This window comes from Rhizobium sp. Nf11,1 (genome assembly GCF_050587665.1).
Taxonomy (GTDB): domain Bacteria; phylum Pseudomonadota; class Alphaproteobacteria; order Rhizobiales; family Rhizobiaceae; genus Rhizobium.
The window spans coordinates 138590-160919 of record NZ_JBOBHU010000008.1 but is presented as its reverse complement, the minus strand read 5'-3'; the positions used below and the strand labels follow the sequence as shown (position 1 = coordinate 160919).

At 61.0% G+C, this 22330-nt stretch carries 23 protein-coding genes; 13 read left to right on the top strand and 10 right to left on the bottom strand.

What is annotated here, in order from left to right:
* Positions 1-145: 145 nt before the first annotated feature.
* The 8 genes from ACQ7C1_RS14465 (at position 146) to ACQ7C1_RS14430 (ending at position 7372) form a co-directional block, all read left to right on the top strand.
* On the top strand, positions 146-1576 hold the full coding sequence (locus ACQ7C1_RS14465) for an extracellular solute-binding protein (RefSeq protein ID WP_097599882.1): 1431 nt from the start codon (positions 146-148) through the stop codon (positions 1574-1576).
* Positions 1577-1711: 135 nt separating this feature from the next.
* Positions 1712-2590, top strand: coding sequence for a carbohydrate ABC transporter permease (locus tag ACQ7C1_RS14460; protein ID WP_085777432.1), 879 nt, complete (start codon positions 1712-1714; stop codon positions 2588-2590).
* Entirely contained in the window at positions 2587-3420 is an 834-nt protein-coding gene (locus ACQ7C1_RS14455) for a carbohydrate ABC transporter permease (RefSeq protein WP_430958747.1), read from the top strand. The genes ACQ7C1_RS14460 and ACQ7C1_RS14455 overlap by 4 nt, the downstream gene beginning before the upstream one ends.
* A gap of 4 nt (positions 3421-3424) precedes the next feature.
* Entirely contained in the window at positions 3425-3628 is a 204-nt protein-coding gene (locus ACQ7C1_RS14450) for a DUF2160 family membrane protein (RefSeq protein ID WP_207241065.1), read from the top strand.
* A gap of 4 nt (positions 3629-3632) precedes the next feature.
* A complete protein-coding gene (locus ACQ7C1_RS14445; RefSeq protein WP_097599883.1) occupies positions 3633-4673 on the top strand; it encodes an NAD(P)-dependent alcohol dehydrogenase in 1041 nt (346 codons plus the stop codon).
* Between the two features lie 122 nt (positions 4674-4795).
* Positions 4796-5866 (top strand): ABC transporter ATP-binding protein, encoded by a 1071-nt coding sequence (locus ACQ7C1_RS14440; RefSeq protein ID WP_430958746.1) that lies wholly within the window; start codon positions 4796-4798, stop codon positions 5864-5866.
* A 25-nt stretch (positions 5867-5891) separates the two neighbouring features.
* Positions 5892-6620, top strand: coding sequence for an SDR family oxidoreductase (locus tag ACQ7C1_RS14435; protein WP_183706354.1), 729 nt, complete (start codon positions 5892-5894; stop codon positions 6618-6620).
* A 23-nt stretch (positions 6621-6643) separates the two neighbouring features.
* A complete protein-coding gene (locus ACQ7C1_RS14430; RefSeq protein ID WP_097599886.1) occupies positions 6644-7372 on the top strand; it encodes an SDR family oxidoreductase in 729 nt (242 codons plus the stop codon).
* Between the two features lie 180 nt (positions 7373-7552).
* On the opposite strand, the gene ACQ7C1_RS14425 is transcribed toward ACQ7C1_RS14430, so the two are convergent.
* On the bottom strand, positions 7553-7900 hold the full coding sequence (locus tag ACQ7C1_RS14425; protein ID WP_183706317.1) for a YciI family protein: 348 nt from the start codon (positions 7898-7900) through the stop codon (positions 7553-7555).
* Between the two features lie 151 nt (positions 7901-8051).
* On the bottom strand, positions 8052-8231 hold the full coding sequence (locus ACQ7C1_RS14420; RefSeq protein ID WP_183706352.1) for a DUF1127 domain-containing protein: 180 nt from the start codon (positions 8229-8231) through the stop codon (positions 8052-8054).
* Positions 8232-8908: 677 nt separating this feature from the next.
* Between ACQ7C1_RS14420 and ACQ7C1_RS14415 the strand changes: the two genes are divergently transcribed.
* The 3 genes from ACQ7C1_RS14415 to tam all read left to right on the top strand — a co-directional run bounded on the left by ACQ7C1_RS14415 (position 8909) and on the right by tam (position 11911).
* Positions 8909-9370: a cupin domain-containing protein gene (locus ACQ7C1_RS14415; RefSeq protein WP_097599889.1), complete on the top strand. Its 462-nt coding sequence runs from the start codon at positions 8909-8911 to the stop codon at positions 9368-9370.
* A gap of 414 nt (positions 9371-9784) precedes the next feature.
* Entirely contained in the window at positions 9785-11065 is a 1281-nt protein-coding gene (locus ACQ7C1_RS14410) for a hemolysin family protein (RefSeq protein ID WP_430958745.1), read from the top strand.
* Between the two features lie 75 nt (positions 11066-11140).
* A complete protein-coding gene (tam, locus tag ACQ7C1_RS14405; RefSeq protein WP_430958744.1) occupies positions 11141-11911 on the top strand; it encodes a trans-aconitate 2-methyltransferase in 771 nt (256 codons plus the stop codon).
* Positions 11912-11931: 20 nt separating this feature from the next.
* Here the strand turns inward: tam and ACQ7C1_RS14400 are convergent, their stop codons facing one another.
* The 7 genes from ACQ7C1_RS14400 to speB form a co-directional block, all read right to left on the bottom strand.
* The gene (locus ACQ7C1_RS14400; protein ID WP_430958814.1) at positions 11932-12951 is read right to left on the bottom strand and encodes an Ldh family oxidoreductase; all 1020 of its coding nucleotides are present in this window, start codon (positions 12949-12951) and stop codon (positions 11932-11934) included.
* Between the two features lie 14 nt (positions 12952-12965).
* Positions 12966-14165, bottom strand: a complete 1200-nt coding sequence (locus tag ACQ7C1_RS14395) for an alpha-hydroxy acid oxidase (protein WP_430958743.1) — start codon at positions 14163-14165, stop codon at positions 12966-12968.
* 72 nt (positions 14166-14237) lie between these two features.
* Entirely contained in the window at positions 14238-15035 is a 798-nt protein-coding gene (locus ACQ7C1_RS14390) for an ABC transporter permease (RefSeq protein WP_430958742.1), read from the bottom strand.
* Positions 15032-15889, bottom strand: coding sequence for an ABC transporter permease (locus ACQ7C1_RS14385; protein ID WP_097599895.1), 858 nt, complete (start codon positions 15887-15889; stop codon positions 15032-15034). The genes ACQ7C1_RS14390 and ACQ7C1_RS14385 overlap by 4 nt, the downstream gene beginning before the upstream one ends.
* Positions 15886-16920 carry an ABC transporter ATP-binding protein gene (locus ACQ7C1_RS14380; RefSeq protein WP_430958741.1) on the bottom strand — a complete coding sequence of 345 codons (1035 nt, stop codon included), beginning with the start codon at positions 16918-16920 and terminating at the stop codon, positions 15886-15888. Before ACQ7C1_RS14380 ends, ACQ7C1_RS14385 begins: the two co-directional genes overlap by 4 nt.
* Before the next feature lie 60 nt (positions 16921-16980).
* Complete coding sequence (locus ACQ7C1_RS14375) at positions 16981-18063, bottom strand: ABC transporter substrate-binding protein (RefSeq protein ID WP_183706300.1); 1083 nt, start codon at positions 18061-18063, stop codon at positions 16981-16983.
* A 104-nt stretch (positions 18064-18167) separates the two neighbouring features.
* Positions 18168-19226 (bottom strand): agmatinase, encoded by a 1059-nt coding sequence (gene speB / locus ACQ7C1_RS14370; RefSeq protein WP_097599898.1) that lies wholly within the window; start codon positions 19224-19226, stop codon positions 18168-18170.
* A 173-nt stretch (positions 19227-19399) separates the two neighbouring features.
* On the opposite strand from speB, the gene ACQ7C1_RS14365 reads away from it, so the two are divergent.
* Positions 19400-20278, top strand: a complete 879-nt coding sequence (locus ACQ7C1_RS14365; protein WP_430958740.1) for a LysR substrate-binding domain-containing protein — start codon at positions 19400-19402, stop codon at positions 20276-20278.
* Positions 20279-20457: 179 nt separating this feature from the next.
* Positions 20458-21975, top strand: coding sequence for a glucose-6-phosphate dehydrogenase (gene zwf / locus ACQ7C1_RS14360; RefSeq protein ID WP_430958739.1), 1518 nt, complete (start codon positions 20458-20460; stop codon positions 21973-21975).
* Between the two features lie 12 nt (positions 21976-21987).
* Here the strand turns inward: zwf and ACQ7C1_RS14355 are convergent, their stop codons facing one another.
* Positions 21988-22305, bottom strand: a complete 318-nt coding sequence (locus ACQ7C1_RS14355; RefSeq protein ID WP_430958738.1) for a hypothetical protein — start codon at positions 22303-22305, stop codon at positions 21988-21990.
* Positions 22306-22330 lie beyond the last annotated feature (25 nt).

Genomic DNA, 22330 nt, shown 5'->3' with positions numbered 1-22330 from the left:
TTCGCGCATGAGAGTATCAGTATTGCGCAACGGCCGCGCTTGTGTCTACCCGTTCTTTCTACAACTATTGTGGTCCGTTGGGCGTCTTGGAGGAGAGTTTAGACGCACGACCGGACCGACTTTGCGATCCAAATGGAGGAGAACAATGAACAGTTTCGTCAAAGCCGTGGGCGTCGGCTTCATTTCGCTTGGCCTTTGGAGCTCGACCGCTCTTGCTCAGGATTCCTGGTGGAAGACTGCCGCCCAGCCCTATCAGGGCGCAACCATCCGGGGCATCTCGGAATCGACCCCAGCATCGAAATATGTCGAGCAGGTGCTCGGTCCGAAGTTCACCGAAGAGACCGGCATCAAGGTCGAATTCGAGGCGACATCCTGGGACCAGATGTACGACAAGGCGATCAAGGACATGGAGGCCAATACCGGCATCTATGACTTCGTCTATATCGAGCAGGACATCGTATATACGTATCTGGCCCGGAACTTCCTGGTCGATATCACCAAGTCGCTCGCCGATAATGCGAAGATCGCTTCGCCGGACTTCAAGCCGGAGAATTTCACCACTTTCCTGAACTATTTCAAGGATCCGAAGTCGGGCAATGTCATGGGTGTTCCCATGGAAGCATTCATCAAGCCTTATCTCTACCGCAAGGATCTTTTCGATGATCCGGCGATCCAGAAAGCCTACAAGGATTCCACCGGTGCGGATCTGAAGCCCGCGACGACGCATGAAGAGTATACCCAGATCGCCAAGTTCTTCACCGAATACGGCGCAGACAAGGAGCTCTGGGGAACCACCGTACAGGCCTCGTCGAGCCACCCCGCCGCCTTCTACGAATTCTTCGAGTCGGTCGCGCCGACCTTTGGCGTGTACAACTGGGGCATCGATGGCACGACCTTCGCGGCCACCGAAGCGAATGGCGGCCAGATGAACTCCGCCGCCGCGAAAAAGGCGCTCAACTACTGGATCGGCCTGCTGAAATACGCGCCGCCGGAATCGACGTCGTCCACTTGGGACGAGGTTGCCGGGACATTTGCCGCCGGCCGCGCAGCCCAAGGTCTCGTCTACGGTGAAAACGCTGCCTGGATCGCTACCGACGAAAGCAAGTCGACCGTCGTCGGGAAGGTGGGAGTGGCATTGCCTCCGGTCGAGGCGGGTGTCATGGAGGCAGCCGAATCAGGCAAGGGATATATCGGCTATTACGATGGTGGCGCGTTCGGCATCCCCCATTCGTCCAAGAACAAGGACGCGTCGCTGCTATTCCTGCAGTATATCGGTCAGGCTTCAGTGCAGACCGACTGGGCGCTGGCCGGCTCCCGCATCGTCATGAACTCGACCTACGACGATCCCAAGATCGTCGATCAGGACAAGAAGATGAACGGCTACTACACGCTGATGCGTGAGGATGGAAAGCTGTTCGCCGGAGCGCCGCCGTTCCCGTTCCACGCGCAAGTTCTGCAGGTAGTCGCGCCGTTCATCTACAAAGCGATCGTCGGTGAGATCAAGCCGGACGATGCGTTGGACCAAGCCGCCACCGCAGCCGAAGCTGAACTCGTGAAGCTCGGCTACCGCAAGTAAAAGACCGCACCTCCCAAGCGGTTGGCGGCCGCCTTCAGCAAGGTGGCCGCCCCTTTCCTGACTGCGGTTTTCGGGCCTGCCCGCGACGCTGGTAGTCAGGCGAATTAGTTCAAGGACGATCTGACGGAGCGCAGGATGAGACAATCCAACATCGGATGGCTGTTTCTAACACCAGCCACGCTAATCCTGTTCGTCGTCGGGTTCGTCCCCTTTATCTACATTCTCTATGTCGGCTTCTTCGACTGGAACACCAACGCAGTCGACCCAACCCTGCGCTGGGCCGGCCTTCAGAACTATCGCAGCCTCGTTTTTGACACGACATTCCTGAACTCGCTTGCGCGCACGCTGGTCTTCGCATTCTTCGTCGTTGTGAGCGAACTGTTGTTAGGCTACGTCCTGGCCCGCGCGCTGATGGCGGACCGCCTGTGGGGCCGGCAGTTCTTTCGCACGATCCACACACTGCCGATCGTTGTCGCGCCCATTGCAGTCGGCGCTACCTGGCGGCTGCTTTGCGTTCCCGGCTTCGGCATCGTGCCCTATTACCTGAAACTGTGGTTCGGCATCGACTACAACATCTCGACCAATGCCTATCACGCCTTCGTCACGGCGATCATCATGGACCTGTGGCATTGGACGCCGTTCGTTACGCTGTCGCTCATGGCGGGACTGACCGCCTTGCCGAAAGAACCGCTCGAACAGGCGCAGATCGACGGCGGCAACAAGCTGCAGATTTTCTGGTACGTGATCGTTCCGATGTTGAAGCCGGTGCTGCTGACAACCGTCTTCATCCGGCTGATGGACGCATTGCGCTCGGTCGACGAAATCTGGATGCTGACCAAGGGTGGCCCGGCTGAGGCGACCCGGTTCATCGGCCTTCATATCTGGATCAACGTCTTTCCGAAGACCGATTACGGCTACGGTGCGGCCATGTCGCTGCTGACGCTATACGTCACGATCGTTCTGAGCTGGCTGCTGTTCGTTGCCATGACCGGCCGCAAGGGAGGCGCACAATGAGACGTTCCGGTATAGCGTCCCTCGTCCTTTGGATCTGTCTGACCATTCTGACACTGCTTCCGGTCTGGTGGATGCTGGTCGTTTCCATGCGCCCCCGCGTGAAGCTTTATTCGAAGTCGTTCCTCATCGACGATCTTTACTGGAACAATTTCCTGGCGGTGCTGAACAGCTCGACCTTCCTGCAGTATCTCTGGAATTCGCTGATCGTGGCGACATCGAACGCAGCGCTGGTGTGCGCGCTCGGCCTGCTCGCGGCGTTCGGGCTGTCGCGTTATAAAATCGGCGGCGGTGACAACGTGTTTTTCTGGCTGATCACCAACCGCATGGCGCCGCCAGCCGTGTTTCTGCTGCCGCTCTTCCTGCTGTTTACCAAGTGGTTCGTGTTCGGCGATTTCATGCTGTTCGACACGAAGATTGGCCTAATCCTGCTCTATTGCGTCTTCAACCTGCCCTTCGCCGTCTGGCTCTTGAAAGGCATGCTCGACGGGATCCCGCTGGAGCTTGACGAAGCGGCGCGGGTCGATGGTGCGACAACCGGCCAGGTGCTGTCCAACGTCATCCTGCCGCTGGCGCGGCCGGGGTTGGCCGTCACCTTCATCCTGACCTGGATTTTCGCCTGGAACGAGTACCTATTCGCAGCGACCCTAACGTCGTCGGCTCACGCCAGGACCGTGACGACAGCGCTTGCAGAATATGTCTCGGTGACCGGAACGAACTGGGGCGAGATGGCAGCGATGGCGTTCCTGACCACGCTCCCGGCCCTCATCGTGCTCGGCTTCGTCCAGAAGCACATCGTGACCGGCCTCACGTTCGGCGCATTGAAAGGGTGAGATGATGGCTGGCGTTCAACCCCAGAAAACCCAACGCGACGGATTCCTGCCTATCCGAACCAACGGCTTCGACAGGGGCTTCATCTCGGTCGTGATCCTAATCCTGGTGCATCTTCTCTGGATGCGCTTCCTGGAGGGCGTATTGCCCCTATGGGTGGCGACGGTGCTCTGCCTGGCGCTCGCCGTGTTCATTATCCGAAAGGGCTGAAGACATGAGATCACTCGTCCTCGAACGCAAAGACGAACTGCGCATTCGCGACCTGGACCCGAAGGAGGCGCTCGGTCCAACCGACGTGCGCATCGCCATCAAGACCGTCGGCGTCTGCGGATCGGACGTTCACTATTACACCCACGGCGCGATCGGCCCGTTCGTTGTGCGCGAGCCAATGATCCTCGGCCACGAAGCCGCCGGCATCATCGAAGAGGTCGGCAGCGCGGTGCAGAACCTGAAAGTGGGCGACCGTGTTTGCATGGAGCCCGGCATTCCCGACCCTCAAAGTCGCGCGTCGCGGCTGGGTCTCTACAATCTCGATCCCGCGGTGCGCTTCTGGGCGACGCCGCCGGTGCATGGCGTACTGAGACCGAGCGTGGTCCACCCGGCGGCCTTCACCTTTAAGCTTCCGGACAACGTTTCGTACGCCGCTGGCGCTATGGTCGAGCCGCTGGCTGTAGGCTTTCAAGCAGTTTCCAAAGCGAGGCTGACGCCCGGTGCGATCGCGCTGGTCACGGGCGCCGGGCCGATCGGCATGGTGACCGCGATCGCGGCGCTGTCGGCTGGTTGCGCCAGAGTTATCGTTACCGATGTTGTCGACGAAAAGCTTGCCGTGGCGCGCAAGCTCGGCCCTGCCATCATGACCGTCAACGTACGCTCGCAGGACCTGAAGAGTGTCATAGCCCGCGAAACCGACGGCTGGGGCGTCGATGTCGTCTTCGAATGTTCCGGCGCGGCCGACGTGATCGCCGACACGGCGCACCATGGTTGTCCCGGCGGCGCCATCGTCCTTGTCGGCATGCCCCTGAAGCCGGTCCCGCTCGATGTCGTCATCGCCCAGACCAAGGAGCTGCGCATCGAACACGTGTTCCGCTACGCACATGTCTACCCGCGCATCGTCGCGCTGTTGGGATCGAACCAGATCAATGTCGACGCACTGATCACCGATACCTACGCTTTCGAGGATTCTGTCGAGGCGTTCGATTACGCCGTGCGACCGAAGCCGTCCTCCGTGAAGATCCAGATCGAGCTTGGGAGGTAGCATGTACCTGCGGAAGTTGGATCTCAGTGGCGGATGCAGGACACACCTCGTGGTGAAGCTGCCCGTGGACCCGTCCCGAATGATCGGCGGCCATGCCGCCACAACTGACTAAGGATTGACACATGGCGACGATCGAGCTCGACCAGGTCGACAAGCATTACGGCTCCTATCACGCACTGCGCAACATCTCGTTCGACATAGCCGACGGTGAGTTCGTCGTGCTGGTCGGTCCCTCCGGTTGCGGCAAATCCACGCTGCTGCGGTCGCTTGCCGGCCTTGAGGAGATCACCGGCGGCACGATCAAGCTTGGCGGACATCGCGTCGACAACATCGCCGCCAAGGACCGTGACGTGGCGATGGTGTTCCAGAACTACGCGCTCTATCCGCACATGACCGTTCGGGAAAACATGGCCTTCGCACTGAAACTGCGCGGCGAGAATCTTGCGGATCGCAATACCAAGGTCGACAAGGCTGCCGAGATGTTGCGACTTACGCCCTATCTCGACCGATATCCGAAGGCGCTTTCCGGAGGCCAGCGGCAGCGCGTTGCCATGGGGCGTGCGATGGTTCGCCGCCCAAAGGCGTTCTTTTTCGACGAGCCGCTGTCAAACCTGGACGCCGCGTTGCGCGTAGATATGCGTTCGGAAATCAAAACTCTTCACCAGCGCCTCGGCGCGACTTCCGTGTATGTCACGCATGACCAGATTGAAGCCATGACAATGGCGGACCGCATTGTCGTGCTTCGCGACGGCAAGGTGGAACAGATCGGTGCGCCACTAGAGCTTTACGACAGGCCGGCAAATATCTTCGTCGCCGGCTTCATCGGATCGCCGGCGATGAACATGCTGCCGGCCACAATCGATCTCTCCTTGAACTCAGCGCGGCTCGCTGACGGGTCGACCCTTCCCCTTCCACAAGGCACGCGGGCGAGTAACGACCAGGAGGTTATATACGGCGTACGTCCAGACCAGTGGATACTGTCGAATGGCGATGCGGGCGTACCGGCAACTGTCGAGTTGATCGAGCCCACGGGGGCCGAAATTCTGCTGGCAGTCCAATTGGCGGGCAAGCGGGTCTTGTGCGCCTTTCGCGAGCGCCACGCGCTGAAGCCGGGCGACAGGATACGGCTCGACGTCGATCCTGCCGCGGCTCATGTGTTCGACAGGCAAACCGAGCAAAGACTACCGTTCTGAGCAACAGGCATCGGAAGGATCAACCATGTCGGACTTTACAGGAAAAACGGTCATCATAACCGGTGCTGGCAAGGGTATCGGTCGCGCCTGCGTTGAACTGCTCACCCACCGTGGCGCTCGAATCGTAGCCTTGTCGCGTACGCAGGCCGATCTGGATGATCTTGCGGTAAAGTTCGGCGCGACGGTAATATCAGTCGATCTCGCCGACAATGCAGCAGCACGCGCCGCCATGAAGAAGGCGGGATTGGCAGACGCGCTGATCAATTGCGCGGGAACCAACGTGCTTGAAAGCGTCATCGATATGACGGAGGAGGGCTATGAGCAGGTCCTCGGCATCAACCTGCGGGCCGCGCTGATTTGTGCGCAGGAGTTCGCGCGGGCTCGCATTTCAAACGGCGGCGGCGGTACGATCGTGAATGTGACCTCGATCGCCGGACATCGTGGTTTCGTGGATCACGTGGCTTACGCCGCTTCGAAGGCGGGACTGGAAGGCGCGACACGTGTGATGGCCAAGGAACTCGGCGCCTATGGAATCCGGGTCAATGCAGTGGCGCCTACGGTTACCATGACGGAGCTTGCCGCCAAGGCGTGGTCCGAGCCTTCCAAACGTAACCCGATGATTGTTCGCCACCCGATGGCGCGCTTTGCAGAGGTCGACGATGTCGCGCGCTCGATCGCACTGCTTATTTCAGAGGACGCAGCCATGATCAGTGGCGCAGTCCTGCCAGTCGATGGCGGCTTCCTTGCTGTCTGAAAATCAAAAGGCGAGACAAGACGATGACTAAATCACTCGAAGGAAAGATCGCTGCGGTAACCGGCGCAGCTTCCGGTATTGGCCTGGCGACGACCCGTGCCCTGGTCGATGCCGGCGCCAAGGTCGTGATGGTCGACTACAACAGACAGGCGCTGGAAACCTACGCTGCCGAGTTCGGCGACGCTGTAGTCATGCAGGTCACCGATCTTCTGGACGCCGCAAGTTGTGCGGCCATGGTGCCGGAAATCCTGGCAAAGGTCGATCACCTCGACATCATGCACTGCAATGCAGGATCCTACATCGGCGGGGATCTTATCGATACCGATACCGCGGCAATCGATCGGATGCTGAATCTGAACGTGAACGCCGTCATGAAGAACGTCCGCGATATCGCTCCGCATATGATCGAGCGCGGGACCGGGGACATTTTGGTCACTTGCTCCGTAGCCGGCCATGCGCCGATCCAGTGGGAGCCGGTCTATTCCAGCTCCAAATGGGCGATTACCAGTTTCGTCCAGATCATGCGCCGGCAGTTGAAAAACCACGGGATCAGGGTCAGCCAGGTCTCGCCCGGCCCGGTCGTTTCCGCTCTGCTTGCCGATTGGCCCGCGGAAAACCTTGAGAAGGCAAAAGCCAATGGGAGTCTGATCGAGCCCTCAGAGGTCTCCGATGCCATCATCTTCATGCTGACCCGCCCGCGAAACGTTACAATCCGGGACATGATTGTCTTGCCGACAAATTTCGACATCTAGGTATAGCCGCAGTGTTTTCCTCCGCTGGCGTCGTGTTGCTCTCGACCACCTCAGTGATCTCCACCCGGCTCTTCAGGGCGTGTCTCGTCAACAGCGTGAACAATCCAGCGAATAGGACTCTTGTGACCTAATCAGAACGTCGGTCGCATGGCCGCCGGAATTGGCCGGGACACCTCGAATCTAAAAGCCGGCGGTCTCGCGCACCTCGATCGCCCCCATCCGAGCGAGCGGGTCCCGCACCGCGATCGCCATTACCTCGGCAAGGTTCTTCGCTTCGATGAGCAGGAAGCCACCCAGATGCTCCTTGGTCTCTGCGAAGGGCCCGTCGGTCCAACTTGCCTTGCCGGCCCGAACGCGCAATGTCTTTGCGGTCTTTGGGTCGGCAAGAGCATTGGAGGCGAGATAGTGGCCTGATCGTTGGAGTTCTTCATTGGAAGCCAAGGACTGCCGGTCGATCTCGGCCCATTCCTCCTTGCTGGCGGCATCAGCAAGTGTTTGATCGATGTAGAAGAGACAAAGGTAGCGCATCCGTTTCCTCCATGGTGCTGCCGATACTAGTCGCATTTGGATACCGCGAATCGAGAAAGAGCAAAAAATGCTGCCAGTTACGCTTTCCGGTGAGAGCGGCTTGCTGCTCTGCGAGACCAGTGCCTCATCGTGCCTTTTGTTCGCTTCGCTGTCAGACATCGTGGACGGTTTCTGGTTCCAGCACTCTGATCATCTGGGTGGAGAGGTCATTCTCCGATCTTTCAAGTGGAGACTCTGGGGGCGCCAAGCCGATGTCACGGAGCAGGCGAGAGTTAAACCGCGAGAGTTCGCTCACGCTTCGGCGGTACCTTCGCTGATGTTTCAGCAGCATCCAAACGGCTTGCAAAGTGCGCACGGCACTGAAGCGCGGCGACTGTAGTTCGACTTGCTCGGAATACATAGTGGCAGCCATACTTGTCTCTCCTTTGACGGGCTCACGGCGCTCCGTCTTAATCGAACAGGATCGGCTGAAATCGACACGCTGGATTCAGGACCTTCGTCCGAGCGGGTGACAAGACGGTGCGCGGACATGGACGTGTTTGATGAGACACGATCTTGAGGGAATAGCGCCGGCCGACCCGCAGGACTTTGTGATGGCGATTTTCATCATGAAGGCAGCGGGCGTACCCACGGTGGTTCTGTCGAAACTTCACACCAAACGATGTTCCGGCAAATTTTCGGGTGGCGGAGGGACGGCTAGAACGGGCAAGAACAGCCGCCGCATTCTATGGGCCCTTTCTGTGTCGGCGGTATTACAGGTGGAGAGTCCTCGGAACGCGGCAGGCCCGTGTCATTTTCACGCAGGCCGCCCTGGATCGGGGACCTTGCGGAAGCGGCCCGCTGCACCGATATCCGCCGCGACGCTTCATCAGGCATTATCGGTGCCGAAGCCATCCGGCGATCTTGCCCCGGCAACGGGGCGGTTGCCAAAGGCGGCGCAAAGGTCTAACGGCTGCGCCGGCAAGAAGGCGCCTACAAGAAAAGCCTCGTTAAGAAGAAGAAAGAGACATGATGTCCAACTCGTTTGTGAAAATGCCTGCCGAAAACACGAAGCGATATTTCGTGCTCGGCGAACGGATCGAGCGGCGGCTTCGGCTCCGCGGAACCTGGTTCAACATCTTCGACGTCACCGTGCCATCCGGCAGCCGGACGCCGAAACACGCGCATGCAAGCCCGGAAGTCTTCCGCATTCTCGAGGGCCGTTTGACGATCTGGCGGCTGACCGACAGTGGTCCCGAGGAGATCGAGGCCGGTGCTGGCGACATCGTCACGATCCCGCCTTTCACGGTGCACGGCTATGCCAACCGCGGGACCGTTCCGGCAGTCTTTTCGGCCGTCGTCGATCGCGAGATGGCAGAGTTCATCGAAACGGAAGGCACGAGCGAGCCGCTGAAAGCCCCCTCGCCTGAGACCATCGCCCGGATGACGGCCGCTGCCAATGCTTATGGGATCACCATTCTGGCGGCCTGACGTTTTGCGAGCGTGATGCCTGAACGTTCTTGCGTCTTCGGCATCACGCATGAATGCGAATCCCCCGGAAATTCTCCGCCGGAAGGCATGCTTGCCGCCGTTTTTCGAAACTGTCACATCAAGGCGCTATAAGGAATTCGCCCAGCGCCTCTTGCACCGGACCTGTTTCACCGCCAAAATTGCGCCATGCCTGATAGCGACCCATCCAGTACAAGCTCCGCCCGTTCAAACCGGAAAGCCGCCGCAGAAGATGGCGGCGCCTGTCGTAGACGGTATGACGACGTCTGCCTGACCTCGCATCCAGCCGAGCTCACAGAAAGCTTTGCCGATGGGTGATGCGCATATATAGCGTCTCTGCGAAAGCTCCGCCGCCTCGCCTTATGCGGCATCAAAACCTCAACGAATAGGGTCCCTGTGTTTCTGGAAATTGGAATTGTGGCGCTTCTCACCATCCTGAATGGTGTGCTCGCCATGTCTGAGCTCGCCGTGGTGTCTTCTCGAACGGCCCGCCTGAAGGTCCTCTCCGACAATGGGAGCAAAGGTGCAGCTCAAGCCATCAAACTTGCCGAAAACCCCGGTCGCTTTCTTTCCACGGTTCAGATCGGCATCACGCTCGTCGGTGTTCTCTCCGGCGCTTTTTCCGGGGCCACGCTTGGCGGCCGCCTGACGGCATGGCTGGAGGCGCAGGGAATGTCATCGACGGCCGCTGACGCCATTGGCGTCGGCTCCGTCGTCGTGGCGATCACCTATCTTTCCTTGATCGTCGGCGAACTTGTGCCAAAGCAGATCGCATTGCGAGAACCGGAAGCGGTTGCGGCGAGGGTCGCGCCCGCCATGGCGCTGCTTTCACGAATTGCGCTGCCGCTCGTCTGGCTTCTGAACGCGTCGGGAAATCTGATGCTCAAGCTGCTCGGCCAGACAGGAAAAGCCGGCGACAACGTCTCTGACGAGGAGATCAAGACCGTTCTGGCCGAGGCGCAGTCGGCGGGCGTCATCGAAAGCGAAGAGTCGGCAATGATATCAGGCGTCATGCGGCTGGCGGACCGCACCGCCCGGGCGCTGATGACGCCGCGGCGGGACGTCGAAATTATCGATATCGACGACAGTCTCGATGAAATCCGGGCGCAGTTGCACCGGACGAAGCGGTCTCGACTGCCGGTCCGCAAAGGCAGTTCGGATGAGGTGATCGGCATCCTGCCGGTCAAGGATTTTTACGATTCGATATCGGAACACGGCAGCGCCGATATCAAGGCTCTGACGCAGGACGTCCCGGTCGTATCAGACCTTGCAACCGCGACCAGCGTGATCGAGGCGATCAGGAAATCGCCTGTTCATATGGTGCTGGTGTTTGACGAATACGGCCATTTCGAAGGGATTGTTTCGTCAGGCGACATTCTGGAAGCGATCATGGGCGCGCTGCAGGAGGGACCGGTCGATGAGCAGGCCATCGCGCGTCGAGACGATGGTTCCTATCTCGTCTCCGGCTGGGCGCCGATAGACGAATTCGCCGAGTTCCTGAACCTCAAGCTCGAGGACGATCTCGAATATCAGACCGTGGCTGGCCTGGTGTTGGAGGAGCTGAAACATCTGCCGGAATTGGGGGAGAGCTTCACGAGAGATGGATGGCGCTTCGAGGTCATTGATCTCGATGGCAGGCGCGTGGACAAGATCCTTGTCTCTGAAGTTCGCGACTGAGCTCTACGGGCGCAACATCGAAACGATCCGCATCCGCCACAGGCAAGACGTGGCCCGACATCAGGAGGTATCGCCATGGCATGGTCCGCCAGCCAATATGTGAAGTTCGAGGACGAGCGCACGCGGCCGGCGCGCGATCTTCTGGCGCAGGTACCGCTGCAAAGCCTTCGCCGCGCTGTCGACCTCGGCTGCGGCCCGGGCAATTCGACAGAGCTCATCATCGAGCGTTATGGGGCTGCCGGCGTCTCCGGCCTCGACAGCGACATCAACATGCTGGAGGCGGCCCGCAAGCGGCTGCCGGGCACAGCCTTCGTCGAGGCGGATCTTGGCAGCTGGCAGCCGACGGAGCCCGCCGATCTGCTCTTTGCCAATGCCGTCTTCCAATGGCTGCCCGATCATCTCGACATTTTCGAGCGGCTGATGGACGGGCTTTCCGAAGGCGGCGTTCTTGCCGTGCAGATGCCCGACAATCTCGGCGAACCCTCGCATCTGGCGATGGAAGAGACTGCCCATGCCGGCCCTTGGAAGGCCGCCTTCGAGGCGAAGAGCGTGCGCCGTCAGCCGCTGGCACCGCCGTCCACCTATTATTCCAGGCTGATTGCCAAGGCGGCGCGCGTGGATATCTGGCACACCATCTACAATCACCCGATGGCCGATGCGGGGGCGATCGTCGAATGGGTCAAGGGAACCGGACTGATGCCCTATCTCGCCCATGCCGGCGAGAGACATCGCGAGGCTTTTCTCGCCGATTATCTGGAACGGGTGGAAAAGGCCTATCCGAAGCTGTCGGACGGGCGGGTGCTGCTGCGGTTCCCACGGATTTTCATCGTAGCGGTGAAGAAATGACCGACTGCGAACGACGTGCTTTATTTGACGGCGGCCAGTCCGCCAGCCAACAGCCCATCCAGTTGGGCGATCTCCGCTGCGGTGAGGTTGATCCCTTCGGCTTCCGATTTGATGCGCGCGGCGAAGCGGCGCTGCGACGGAAGCCGCGCGCCTTGCCCGACGATCGTTTCGAAGAGCGCTTCGGCGCGCGCGAACGGATCGCCGGGGCGGCCCTTGGCGAAGGCTTCGGGTGACATCGCAATGATCAGTTCGCCATGGAAGGGCGCCAAGGTCGTCGTGCCGAGGTAGTCTAAGACCTCGGGACTGGTGAGATCGCCGATCATGATGCCGGCGAGCAGCTCTATCATGGTGGCGATGGCGGACCCCTTATGGCCGCCAAAAGGCATCATTGCGCCTTCAAGCGCGGCCGCCGGGTCAGTGGTCGGATTGCCGTCAGCGTCGATCGCCCAACCCTCCGGCAGTTGCTTGCCGGCGCGCCGGTGCAGTTCGATCTCACCGCGCGCCGCCACCGACGTGGCAAAATCGAACACGTAGGGCGGCTGGTCTTTGCGAGGCCAGCCGAAGGCAAGTGGATTGGTGCCGAGCAGAGGCTTGCTGCCTCCGGATGGGGCAACCGTCGCATAGCTCGGACACATCACCAATGCCGCTAGGCCGTGCGCGGTCAGCGCCTCGACCTCGGGCCACAGGGCCGAGAAGTGCGAGCAATCGTTGATGACCATCGCGGCGATGCCAAGCCGCTTGGCGCGTTCCGCCAGGGCGGGTACGCCCAGTTCAAACGCCGCGCTGGCGAAACCGCCCCGCGCATCGACCCTGACGATGGCGCTGCCGTCATCCGGTGCAACGACGGGAGCGGCATCAGGCATCACCTTGCCCGCCTTTACCGTGCGCAGCGCACCCTCGATGCGGTATATTCCGTGCGACTTGCAGGCATCGCGTTCTCCGGCCACGATGACATGCGCCAAAGCCGCCGCCTGCACCTTGTTCAATCCTGCGCGCTCGAAGATGGCAACAACTCGATTTTGCAGGGCTTCGATGCTCATGGTAACGGCTTCAGTCACGCAATTCTCCATCCAAGATCAAGTTCCGCTTTCGCCCGCCCTGCTTTTGGCCGCCAGTGACACGCTGGCAAGTCCTCCACTGCCTTGCAGCCCAGCTGCGCCATCGTTGCCGTCAGTTCGGCTTTCAGTACGTTCATCAAATGATCGCCGCCGCGACGCCCGATGGCGGCGCAAGCAAACAGGAACGGCCGGCCGATCAGGACAAAATCGGCGCCGAGCGCCAGCATCCGGGCGATATCGACGCCGGAGCGCACGCCTCCGTCTGCGAGCAGCAAGGCCTTGGGGCCAAGTCGTGCGCGGATTTCACGGATGACCTCCGCCGCCGACGGCGAGGCGTCGAGTTGGCGTCCCCCATGATTGGAGAGGATCAGACCATCGCCGCCCAAGGACATATATTCCTCCGCTTCGTCGGCGCGAAGCACACCCTTGACCAGGATCTTGCCTGGCCATGCGTCTCGGATTTTCTTGAAGCGCTCGCGCGTGACGTGACCCGTCATCACCCTGCCGACAAATTCGGCCGCTGCGGCAAGGCTCGCGCCCTTCGGGTAGTAGGGCGAGAGATTGGCAAAGTCGGGAGCGCCGTTTTGCAGAATGCCCATCGCCCATGACGGACGCATCGCCACCTGCATGATCGTCGAAAGGTCATAGACCGGCGGGATGCTCAAACCATTGCGGATGTTGCGCTCGCGCCGCGTGGACGCTGGAATGTCGACAGTCACGACAAGAACGTCGTAGCCCGCTCTGCGCGCCCGCTCCACCATGTCCTCTTCCATGGCGGGATCATTGGGTGGATAGAGCTGGAACCAAGTGTGATCACCGCCTGCAGGGCGGATCGTCTCAAGCGAGGTGTTGGCGAAAGTGCTGAGGATATAGGGAAGGTTATGCTGCCTGGCAGCCTGTGCCAGCGGCAGCTCCGACCCGGGCCACAGAAGGCCGGCCAGCCCAAGCGGGGCGACGGCAAATGGCGCGTCGAAACGATGACCGAACAGGCTTGCGCCGATATCGGGCTCGTCAGCGTCGGCCAGGTAGCCCGGCATAAGCACCACCTCTTCCATGGCCGCCAGATTGCGCCGAACGGAAGCTTCGCGCCCGAGTCCGCCGGCGAGATAGTCCCAAGCGAAACGCGGCATGCGTCTTTGGGCGGCTTTTTCCATGTCGGCGACGCAGGGAAACCGTCGTTCTAGCGCTAGGTCCATCTCGGGTGCTTCGATGTTGAGGAGGTAGGGACGGCTGACGCCCTCCGTTCCGTGGGGGACTGGTTGCTTCGATCAGGGTTCGTTTGACGTCATCGCGCCAAGCAGTTTCGGCAGGTCGCCGAAGCGCGCGACGAGGCTGAAGACGATCGCTGCGGTCGCCACGAACAGGATCGTCACCGCCGCCATGGTCGGCGTGTAGCCGTATCGCAGCGAATTGAAGATCTTGATCGGCAGCGTTTCCAACGTGAAACCGACCGTCATGTAGGCAACGATGTATTCGTTGAGCGACAGCACAAAGGCAAAAGCGTAGCCCGACACGATGTACGGCGAAATTAGCGGCAGAACGACGGTTCGGAACACAGTACGGTCGTCGCCTCCCAAGGTCGAGGCGGCCTCCACCAGCGAGCGGTCGATCGCCGAAAAGCCGAGCGAAATGGTCACCAGCGGCAGCGTGACGAAGAAAATGGCGTGGCCGATCACCGCCGTCCAGGGTTGCCCGTAGAATCCGGTCGTGGCCCAGAAAGTCAGCAGTCCGAGCGCCGTGATAACCGGCGGCAAGGTAAAGGGCGCCACGCCAAGCAACTGGAACATATTGGCCCAGGGAGCGTGGCGGCGCCAGAGGAACCAGGCGAGCGGCAAGGCGATCAGCACCGCAAGCGCCGCCGACGACAGCGCCAGCACAAGCGACGCGATCAGCGCGTTGCGCCATTCCATATCGAGAAATATCTGGCCATACCAGCCGAGCGAGAAGCCTTGCGGCGGGAAGGTCAGGCTCTGCTTGGCATTGACCGAAACGCCGGCGACAATGATCAGCGGCAAAGCGAGAAACAGTCCGACGACCCCGAAAAGAACGTTGCGGAGAATGGTCATTTAGTCGCTCCTCCTCGGCGGCCAACGAGCAGGGTGAGCGCTACAAGGGCCAGTGTGACCAACACCAGGAAAACCGCCATCGCAGCCGCGAAGGGCATGTTCGACTGATAGATAGCCTGGTCGGTAATGTGCACGGAAAGCGTCCAGTGCTGCGGGCGGCCGAGCAGTTGCGGCAACAGATAGGACCCGAGCGCGAAGATGAAGACCATGATCAGCGTGGCGAGAATCGTGTCGCGCAACGCAGGCACGACGACGGTGAAGAAGGCCTTGACCGGCGAAGCGCCAAGCGTACGCGCGGCCTCCGAAAGCGTCGGATCAAGCCGCACCAGCGCGGGGTAGAGCACCAGGACCGTGTAGGGAAAGGCCTGATAGACCATGCCTGTGACGACGGCTCCGATGCTTGGCGTCAGGGCGACTGCCTGCTGCATGAGGCCGAGCCATACAAACAGGTTGGTGATGCCGGCCGTGCGCGAAAACAGCGTCGACCAGGCGAAACCGATGATTACCTCAGACAAAGACAGGATCGAAAGGAGTGCGACCAGCCAGGCCACCTGAGTGCTCCGCTTCATGCGGATCAGCAGGTATGTGAAAGGCAGGGCCAGAACGACACAGGTCGCGGCCACCGCGATCGCAAGCAGCAGCGAGAAGCTGAGCACTCCCCCGAAGAAGGCTGAGAGGAAGCGGATATAATTGTCGAAGACGAAATCAGGCGTGTAGAAGCCGCCCTGCTGGCGTTTGAAGAAGCTGACGGAAATCATCGTGCCGAAAGGCACGACGAAGAAGACGATCAGCATGATCGCCGGGAAAGCAAGCGGGGCATAGTCGCCGAGCGTCTGCGGGGGTTCGCGTCTCATTGCTCGAGCACCACGCAATCCTTGTCGGTCAGCGCAATGCCCACCCTCTGGCCCACCGCCACGTCAGGGCGCTCGCGCGGCGTCGAGACCGCAATGAACTGCTGACCGCCGACATTGACAAAGGTTTCGACGACGCCGCCGAGATCGCGCACGAAGGTGACCTCGCCCGTCAATGCGCCGGCCTCGGGCGGCCCCAGGCGCACGTCTTCCGGCCGGATCGAAAGCGTGGCGCGCTCGATACCTGCCGACAGCGACAGGGCTGCGACCGGCTGCCCCAATATGATGACTGCGCCGCCCTCCCGCCTGGCTTCGACCAGATTTGTCTGGCCAATGAAATCCGCGACGAAGCTGTCTGCCGGCCTGCGATAAATCTCCGTCGGCGACGCCGCCTGCCGTATCTGACCGCCGTTCATGACCACGACCGTATCGGCCATGGTCATCGCCTCGCGCTGGTCGTGCGTGACGGCGATCGTGGTGATGCCGAGCCGCTGATGAAGCTGGCGAAGCTCCACCTGCATGGCTTCGCGCAGCTTGGCATCAAGCGCCGACAGCGGCTCGTCGAGCAGAAACAGTTTCGGCGAAATCGCCAGTGCCCTTGCGATTGCGACGCGCTGCCTCTGGCCGCCGGAAAGTTTCGACACGGAGCGGTCAGCGTAGCCCGGCAAATAAATCATCGCCAGCAGCTCTTCGACGCGCTTCGCCTGCTCGTCCTTGGGACGGCCGCGAATGCGCAGTGGATAGGCGATATTCTCGCCTACCGTCAGGTGCGGGAACAGCGCCAGCGACTGGAACACCATGCCAAGCTCGCGCTGGTGCGTCGGCGTCCTGGTGATGTCTTTCCCGTTGAGCGTGATGCGGCCCGAGGTCGGCAGATCGAGACCTGCGATCATGCGCAACAAGGTCGTCTTGCCGCAGCCGGAGGGGCCGAGCAGACAGACGAATGCCCCGTGCGGCACCGTCAGGTCGACATTGTCGACGGCGCGAATGACGCTGAAGTCCTTGACGATATTCTGAAGCGTGAGTCCCGACATATGCCTCTTCCCGACCGAAAGGCAGGCCCCTGAACGGGGCCCGCGAAAGCACGATGAGCGTCAGCTGGCGATCATTTCCGTCCACTTCTCGTTCAGCCAGTCGGCCTTGGACAGGTACATGTCGTAGTGTGGAATGATCGGTTCGATGTCGGAGGAAACCGCCGCAAATTCCTTCTCGTTCAGATCGGTCGTTTCGCGCTTGACCGTTGGCGACGTGCCCACCTTGCGTGACAGCACGGCCTGGATCGTAGGCTGACACATATAGTCGATGAAGATATGCGCCTCTTCCGTCTTCTTCGACGCCTTCGACAGCGCCCACGAACCCGCGTCCTGAATGCCGCCCTCCTTCGGGAAGGTCGAGCGAACGGGCTGGCCGTCCGCGGCGGCGAGGCCGGTCACGTCGTGATAATACTGTCCCATTGGGATTTCACCCGACTTCAGCGCCTGTTCGAACTGCGCCTCGTCGCGATACCACAGTCGTACATTCGGCTTCAGCTCGGCCAGCTTGGCGAAGACCTTGAGGATGCTCTCCTCAGTGTCGAGGGCCTGGGCGCCGCCGAAATAGGTCTTTGCCGTCACGTCGAGCAGGAAGGAGTTGGACACGAGCGCCAGCAGACCGAGCTTGTCGGCATTGGCAGGGTCCCACAGCGCTGTCCAGCTGGTCGGCGCTTCCTTGTAAACATCTGTGTTGGTGACCAGGGTGATGAACCATGAGACCGCGCCGATGCCGGCGACGCGGCCATCCGGGTATTTGTTGATGAAGCGCTCAAGCAGGTTGCTGGAATTCTTGATCTTGGCGAGATCGAGCGGAGCCCAGAGCTCTGTGGCCTGGCCCTTGCGCATCGACACCTGCGACATCATCGAAACGTCAGCCGGCGCCTGGCCCGCCTGGGCTGCCTGCTGCATCTGCACCAGCCAGGCCTCGCCGGTCGGCTCTGCGACGGATTCGACCGCGATGCCGGTCGCCTTGGTGAACTCCGGAAAGATGTTCTTGTCAAACGAGTCCTTGAAGTAGCCGCCATAAACACCGACCTTCAGCGACTTGTCCTGGGCGCGCAGCACATTGGGCATCGCCAACATGGCAACACCAGCACCTATTCCGACGCCGAGCACGGTGCGGCGGTTCATTGTCAATTTCGTCATCGTCTTTCTCCTAACCGATGCGGCACGCCGCTTCCCTCTTTCAATGTATTCGAGGCCTTTGCGGCCTTCTTGTCGTTCCTGGCCTTGAGCTGCGGCCAGGCCCGTCAGGCGGTACGGCGGATTGCCGGGCTGAACGCCATCAGGCTCAATATTTCGAACAGCATCTGCGCGCCGGCATGGGCTGTGTTGGTGGTAGCGTCATACTGGGGCGCAACCTCGACGACATCGCCGCCGACCAGGTTCACGCCTTTGAAGCCGCGGATGAGCTCCAGGACCTCGCGGGTGCTGAAGCCGCCAATCTCCGGCGTGCCGGTGCCCGGCGCGAAGGAAGGATCGAGGCTGTCGATGTCGAAGGAAAGATAGGTCGGCCCGTCACCGATGATGGCCTTCGCCTTCTCGATGATTGCAGGGATGCCCATTGCCGAGATCTCCTCGGCATGGATCACCGTCATGCCCGAGGCATAAGAAAACTCCCAGAGATATTCAGCCGAGCCGCGAATGCCGATCTGAATCACGCGCGTCGGGTCGAGCACGCCGTCGAGCACGGCGTTGCGGAACGGTCCGCCGTGGTGGAACTTGGTCAGGTCGTAAGCACCGCCGGTGTCGCAATGGGCGTCGATATGGATCATACCGACTGGCCGCTCCTTGCCGACAGCCCTCAGAATCGGATGGGTGATCGAGTGGTCGCCGCCTACCGAGAGCGGCAGCACCCCTGCGGCAACGATCTGCGCGACGCGTTTTTCGATATCCTCATGTGACAATTCCAGCCGGTAGCGGCTCTGAAACGCTACGTCGCCAATGTCTGCCACGCGCAGTTCCTGAACCGGCGCGCAGCCGAGCACATGGTTGTAAGGACCGATGCGCTCAATGGCTCGCAACGCGCGCGGTCCAAAGCGCGAGCCCGGGCGGTTCGTCACGCCAAGATCCATGGGCACGCCGAGGATCGCCACCTGCAGATCACCGAAATCCGGATTCTCGTTGTCGACCTGCATCAGCGGGGCGGAGAGGAATGTCGGGATTCCCGAATAGGGCGCGAGCCGGGTGCCGCTCTTGTTAAAAATCTTCTCCGCTACCTTGCGGAACTCCGGATGGTGCAATTCACCGCCGTGGCTGTCGCCATATCTGGTTCGGAGTTCGGAAAGCTTGGTTTCATTCCAGGACATGACGGCCTTCTTGAGGATGACGATGCTGCGATCAGGATGGCAAATCGGTCCTCGGCTGCAGCTCTGCCGCAGAGGCCGATGGCTTCTTCAGTGATTGAACGGCAAGCTCGCTGGAAAATCAATTGATATTAATCTACAGTTTCATGCGATTTTTTCTCACAGGTCGTTGTCTCATGTCCAGCCGTCTGCCGCCCCTCAACCCGCTGCGCGCGTTTGAGGCCACTGCTCGCCATGGATCGGTTTCCGCCGCAGGCCGCGAGTTGAATGTCACCCACGGCGCGATCAGCCATCAGATACGCACCTTGGAGGAATCGCTCGGCGTGCGCCTGTTTGAGCGCGGCGGCAAATGGTTGAAGCTGACCAGCCAGGGCGCGTTGCTGATGCCGGTCGTCTCCAACGCATTTTCGGAGATCGCAGCAGCGAAAGCCGCGATGACCCGGCCGGCGACCGGCGGCACGCTGCGGATAACCTGTGTTGCGGCGGTGCTGTCGCTCTGGCTGATGCCACGGCTGCAGGAGTTCACCGATCAATACCCCGATATCCAACTCGACCTGCGCGCCTCGAATGACCCGAAAAATCTGAGTTCCCCGAATGTCGACCTGTGCATTCTCTACGGCGGCGGCAACTGGCCCAATTGTTGGTCGCGCCTCTGGAGCCGGATGGAGCTCTTCCCCGTCGCCAGCCCGGCCCTCATGAACAGGCGGCCGTTGCGTTCCCTGCGCGATCTGCGCGACCACATGCTCCTGCATGCCGATCGCGGCAATGAGTGGAACACCTGGCTCACCGCAGCCGGCGTTGCGATGCCGGCGCGCCAGCACATGATGAGCGACGCGCGCCTGTCGATCGAGGCCGCCATGTACGGCCATGGCATTGCGCTCGGCGACAACATCACCACCGCGCACATGATTGCACGGGGCGAGCTGGTCGCGCCATTCGATCTTACGGTTCCGGCCAATGACGCGGTCTATGTGGCCTGCCGATCCGAGGCTCAGGCGACGCCAATCGTCCGCGTCTTCATCGACTGGTTTTATGCTTCGCTAGTCCGCAACTGAGCATGGGTTGAGGCTGCTTGGCTGAGCGCCAACCTTGACATCGCCACGCCCGCTGCAACTCACCGGCTCTCGGCACTCCCGCCGCCCCAGTGTGTCAAATGGGCGTTACATCTCGCCACTTATGTTGCCGCGAAACCGGCAGGCAGTATAGTCGGCGGCAAAATCGGAGACGACACACAATGCACGCTGCCCCTACCCCGCCGGTCACCCTTGTCATCTTCGGCGCCACGGGCGACCTGACGCGCCGCCTCCTGGTGCCGGCGATCATCAACCTGACGCGCCAGGGCCTCGTTGGTGAGGACCTCAGCATTCTCGGCATCGGCATCGAAGCGGGCGACGACGAATTCCTGCGCGGGCGGCTCGATGCCTTCCTCAATCATCTGAACGGCGACGAGCAGACGGTCAAGGACCAAGCCTGGGAGAGCCTGCGCCGACGGATTTCCTACATGCCCGGAGATTTTACCAAGGACGATATTTTCCTCGAGATCGGCAAGCGGCTCGGGCCGAACGCCAATGCCGCCTTCTATCTCGCGGTGCCGCCATCCTTCTTCGGCATGATCGTCGAGAAGCTCGCCGCCCATGGGCTGACCGATGAAAGCGAGGGCGTCTTCCGCCGCATCGCCATCGAAAAGCCGTTCGGGACCGATCTCGCCTCGGCGCGGGCGCTCAATGCGCAGATTCTTGCCCAGGTCGCGGAAAGCCAAGTCTACCGGCTCGATCACTTCCTCGGCAAGGAGACGGTGCAGAACCTGATGACGGCGCGTTTCGCCAACATGATCATCGAGTCTCTTTGGAACAGTCGCTATATCGACCACGTGCAGATCACCGCCGCCGAGATCGTCGATGTCGGCGGCCGCGGCAAATTCTACGATGCTACAGGCGCGCTGCGCGACATGGTGCCGAACCATCTCTTCCAGCTGCTGGCGATGATCGCCATGGAGCCTCCGAACAGCTTCGATGCCGAAGCGATCCGCAATGAGAAGAGCAAGGTGCTGAAGGCCCTGCGCATCTATACGCCCGAGGAGGCAAAGACGCATGGCGTGCGCGGCGCCTATACGGCAGGCCAGCTGAACGGCGTTGACCTTCCGGCCTATCGCGATACCAAGGACGTTTCACCCGACAGCCGGACCGAGACCTATGTGGCGCTGAAGCTCTATGCCGATACCTGGCGCTGGGCGGGCGTGCCCTTCTATTTGAGAACCGGCAAGGCGCTCACGGCGCGCGACACCGAGATCGTCATCACCTTCCAGCCGGTGCCTTTCGCGCAGTTTCGCGAGACCGAGGTCAATCGCCGCCTGCCGCCGAACCGTCTGGTGATCCAGGTGCAGCCGGACGAAGGCATGAGTATGGAGATCTCGATCAAGTCACCGGGGCTTTCGGTCGATACGGTGCCGGTATCGCTCGACTTCCGTTATGCCGACAAATTCGACATCGGCAAGACGACGGGTTATGAATCGCTGCTCTACGACCTCTTCATCGGCGACCAGACGCTGTTCCAGCGCGCCGACGGCATCGAGGCCGGCTGGGCGGCGGTGCAGCCCTTCCTGGACATCTGGGCTGGGGATACGAGCACGCCCGAAGCTTACGCGCCGGGCAGCATGGGTCCCACCTGTGCCGACGAGCTCATCGAGCGCGACGGACGCAAATGGCACGAACTCGGGGTCATCCTGCACCGCGACAGCCAGAACGGCAAATAGGGTCTGCGTGGATCATTGACCTTCACGGCATGCCGGGCTGACGGAGGCGCCGCTGTTGCCGCCCTGCGTGGCAAGCGCGCCGCGGGCCTTGCGCGGCGGGCAGCGCGCCCAGTCGACGCGGCCGCTCGGAACGGCGTTGTCGACGCTGCCTGTTTCGATCGAGTCGAGCGGGATGACCAGCCCGGCTTGCGGCTCCGCGCCCGGCGCCGTGCCGAGCGGCGGCGTGCCATCGAAGCGGCCGCTAGCATCCATGCCCATGTTCGATTGGGCAAGAACCGGACCGGAAAGGCTGAGGAGAGCGATCGTCGTTGCTGCAATGAACCTGCGCATGATGCTGTTCCTTCTGATGTCAACG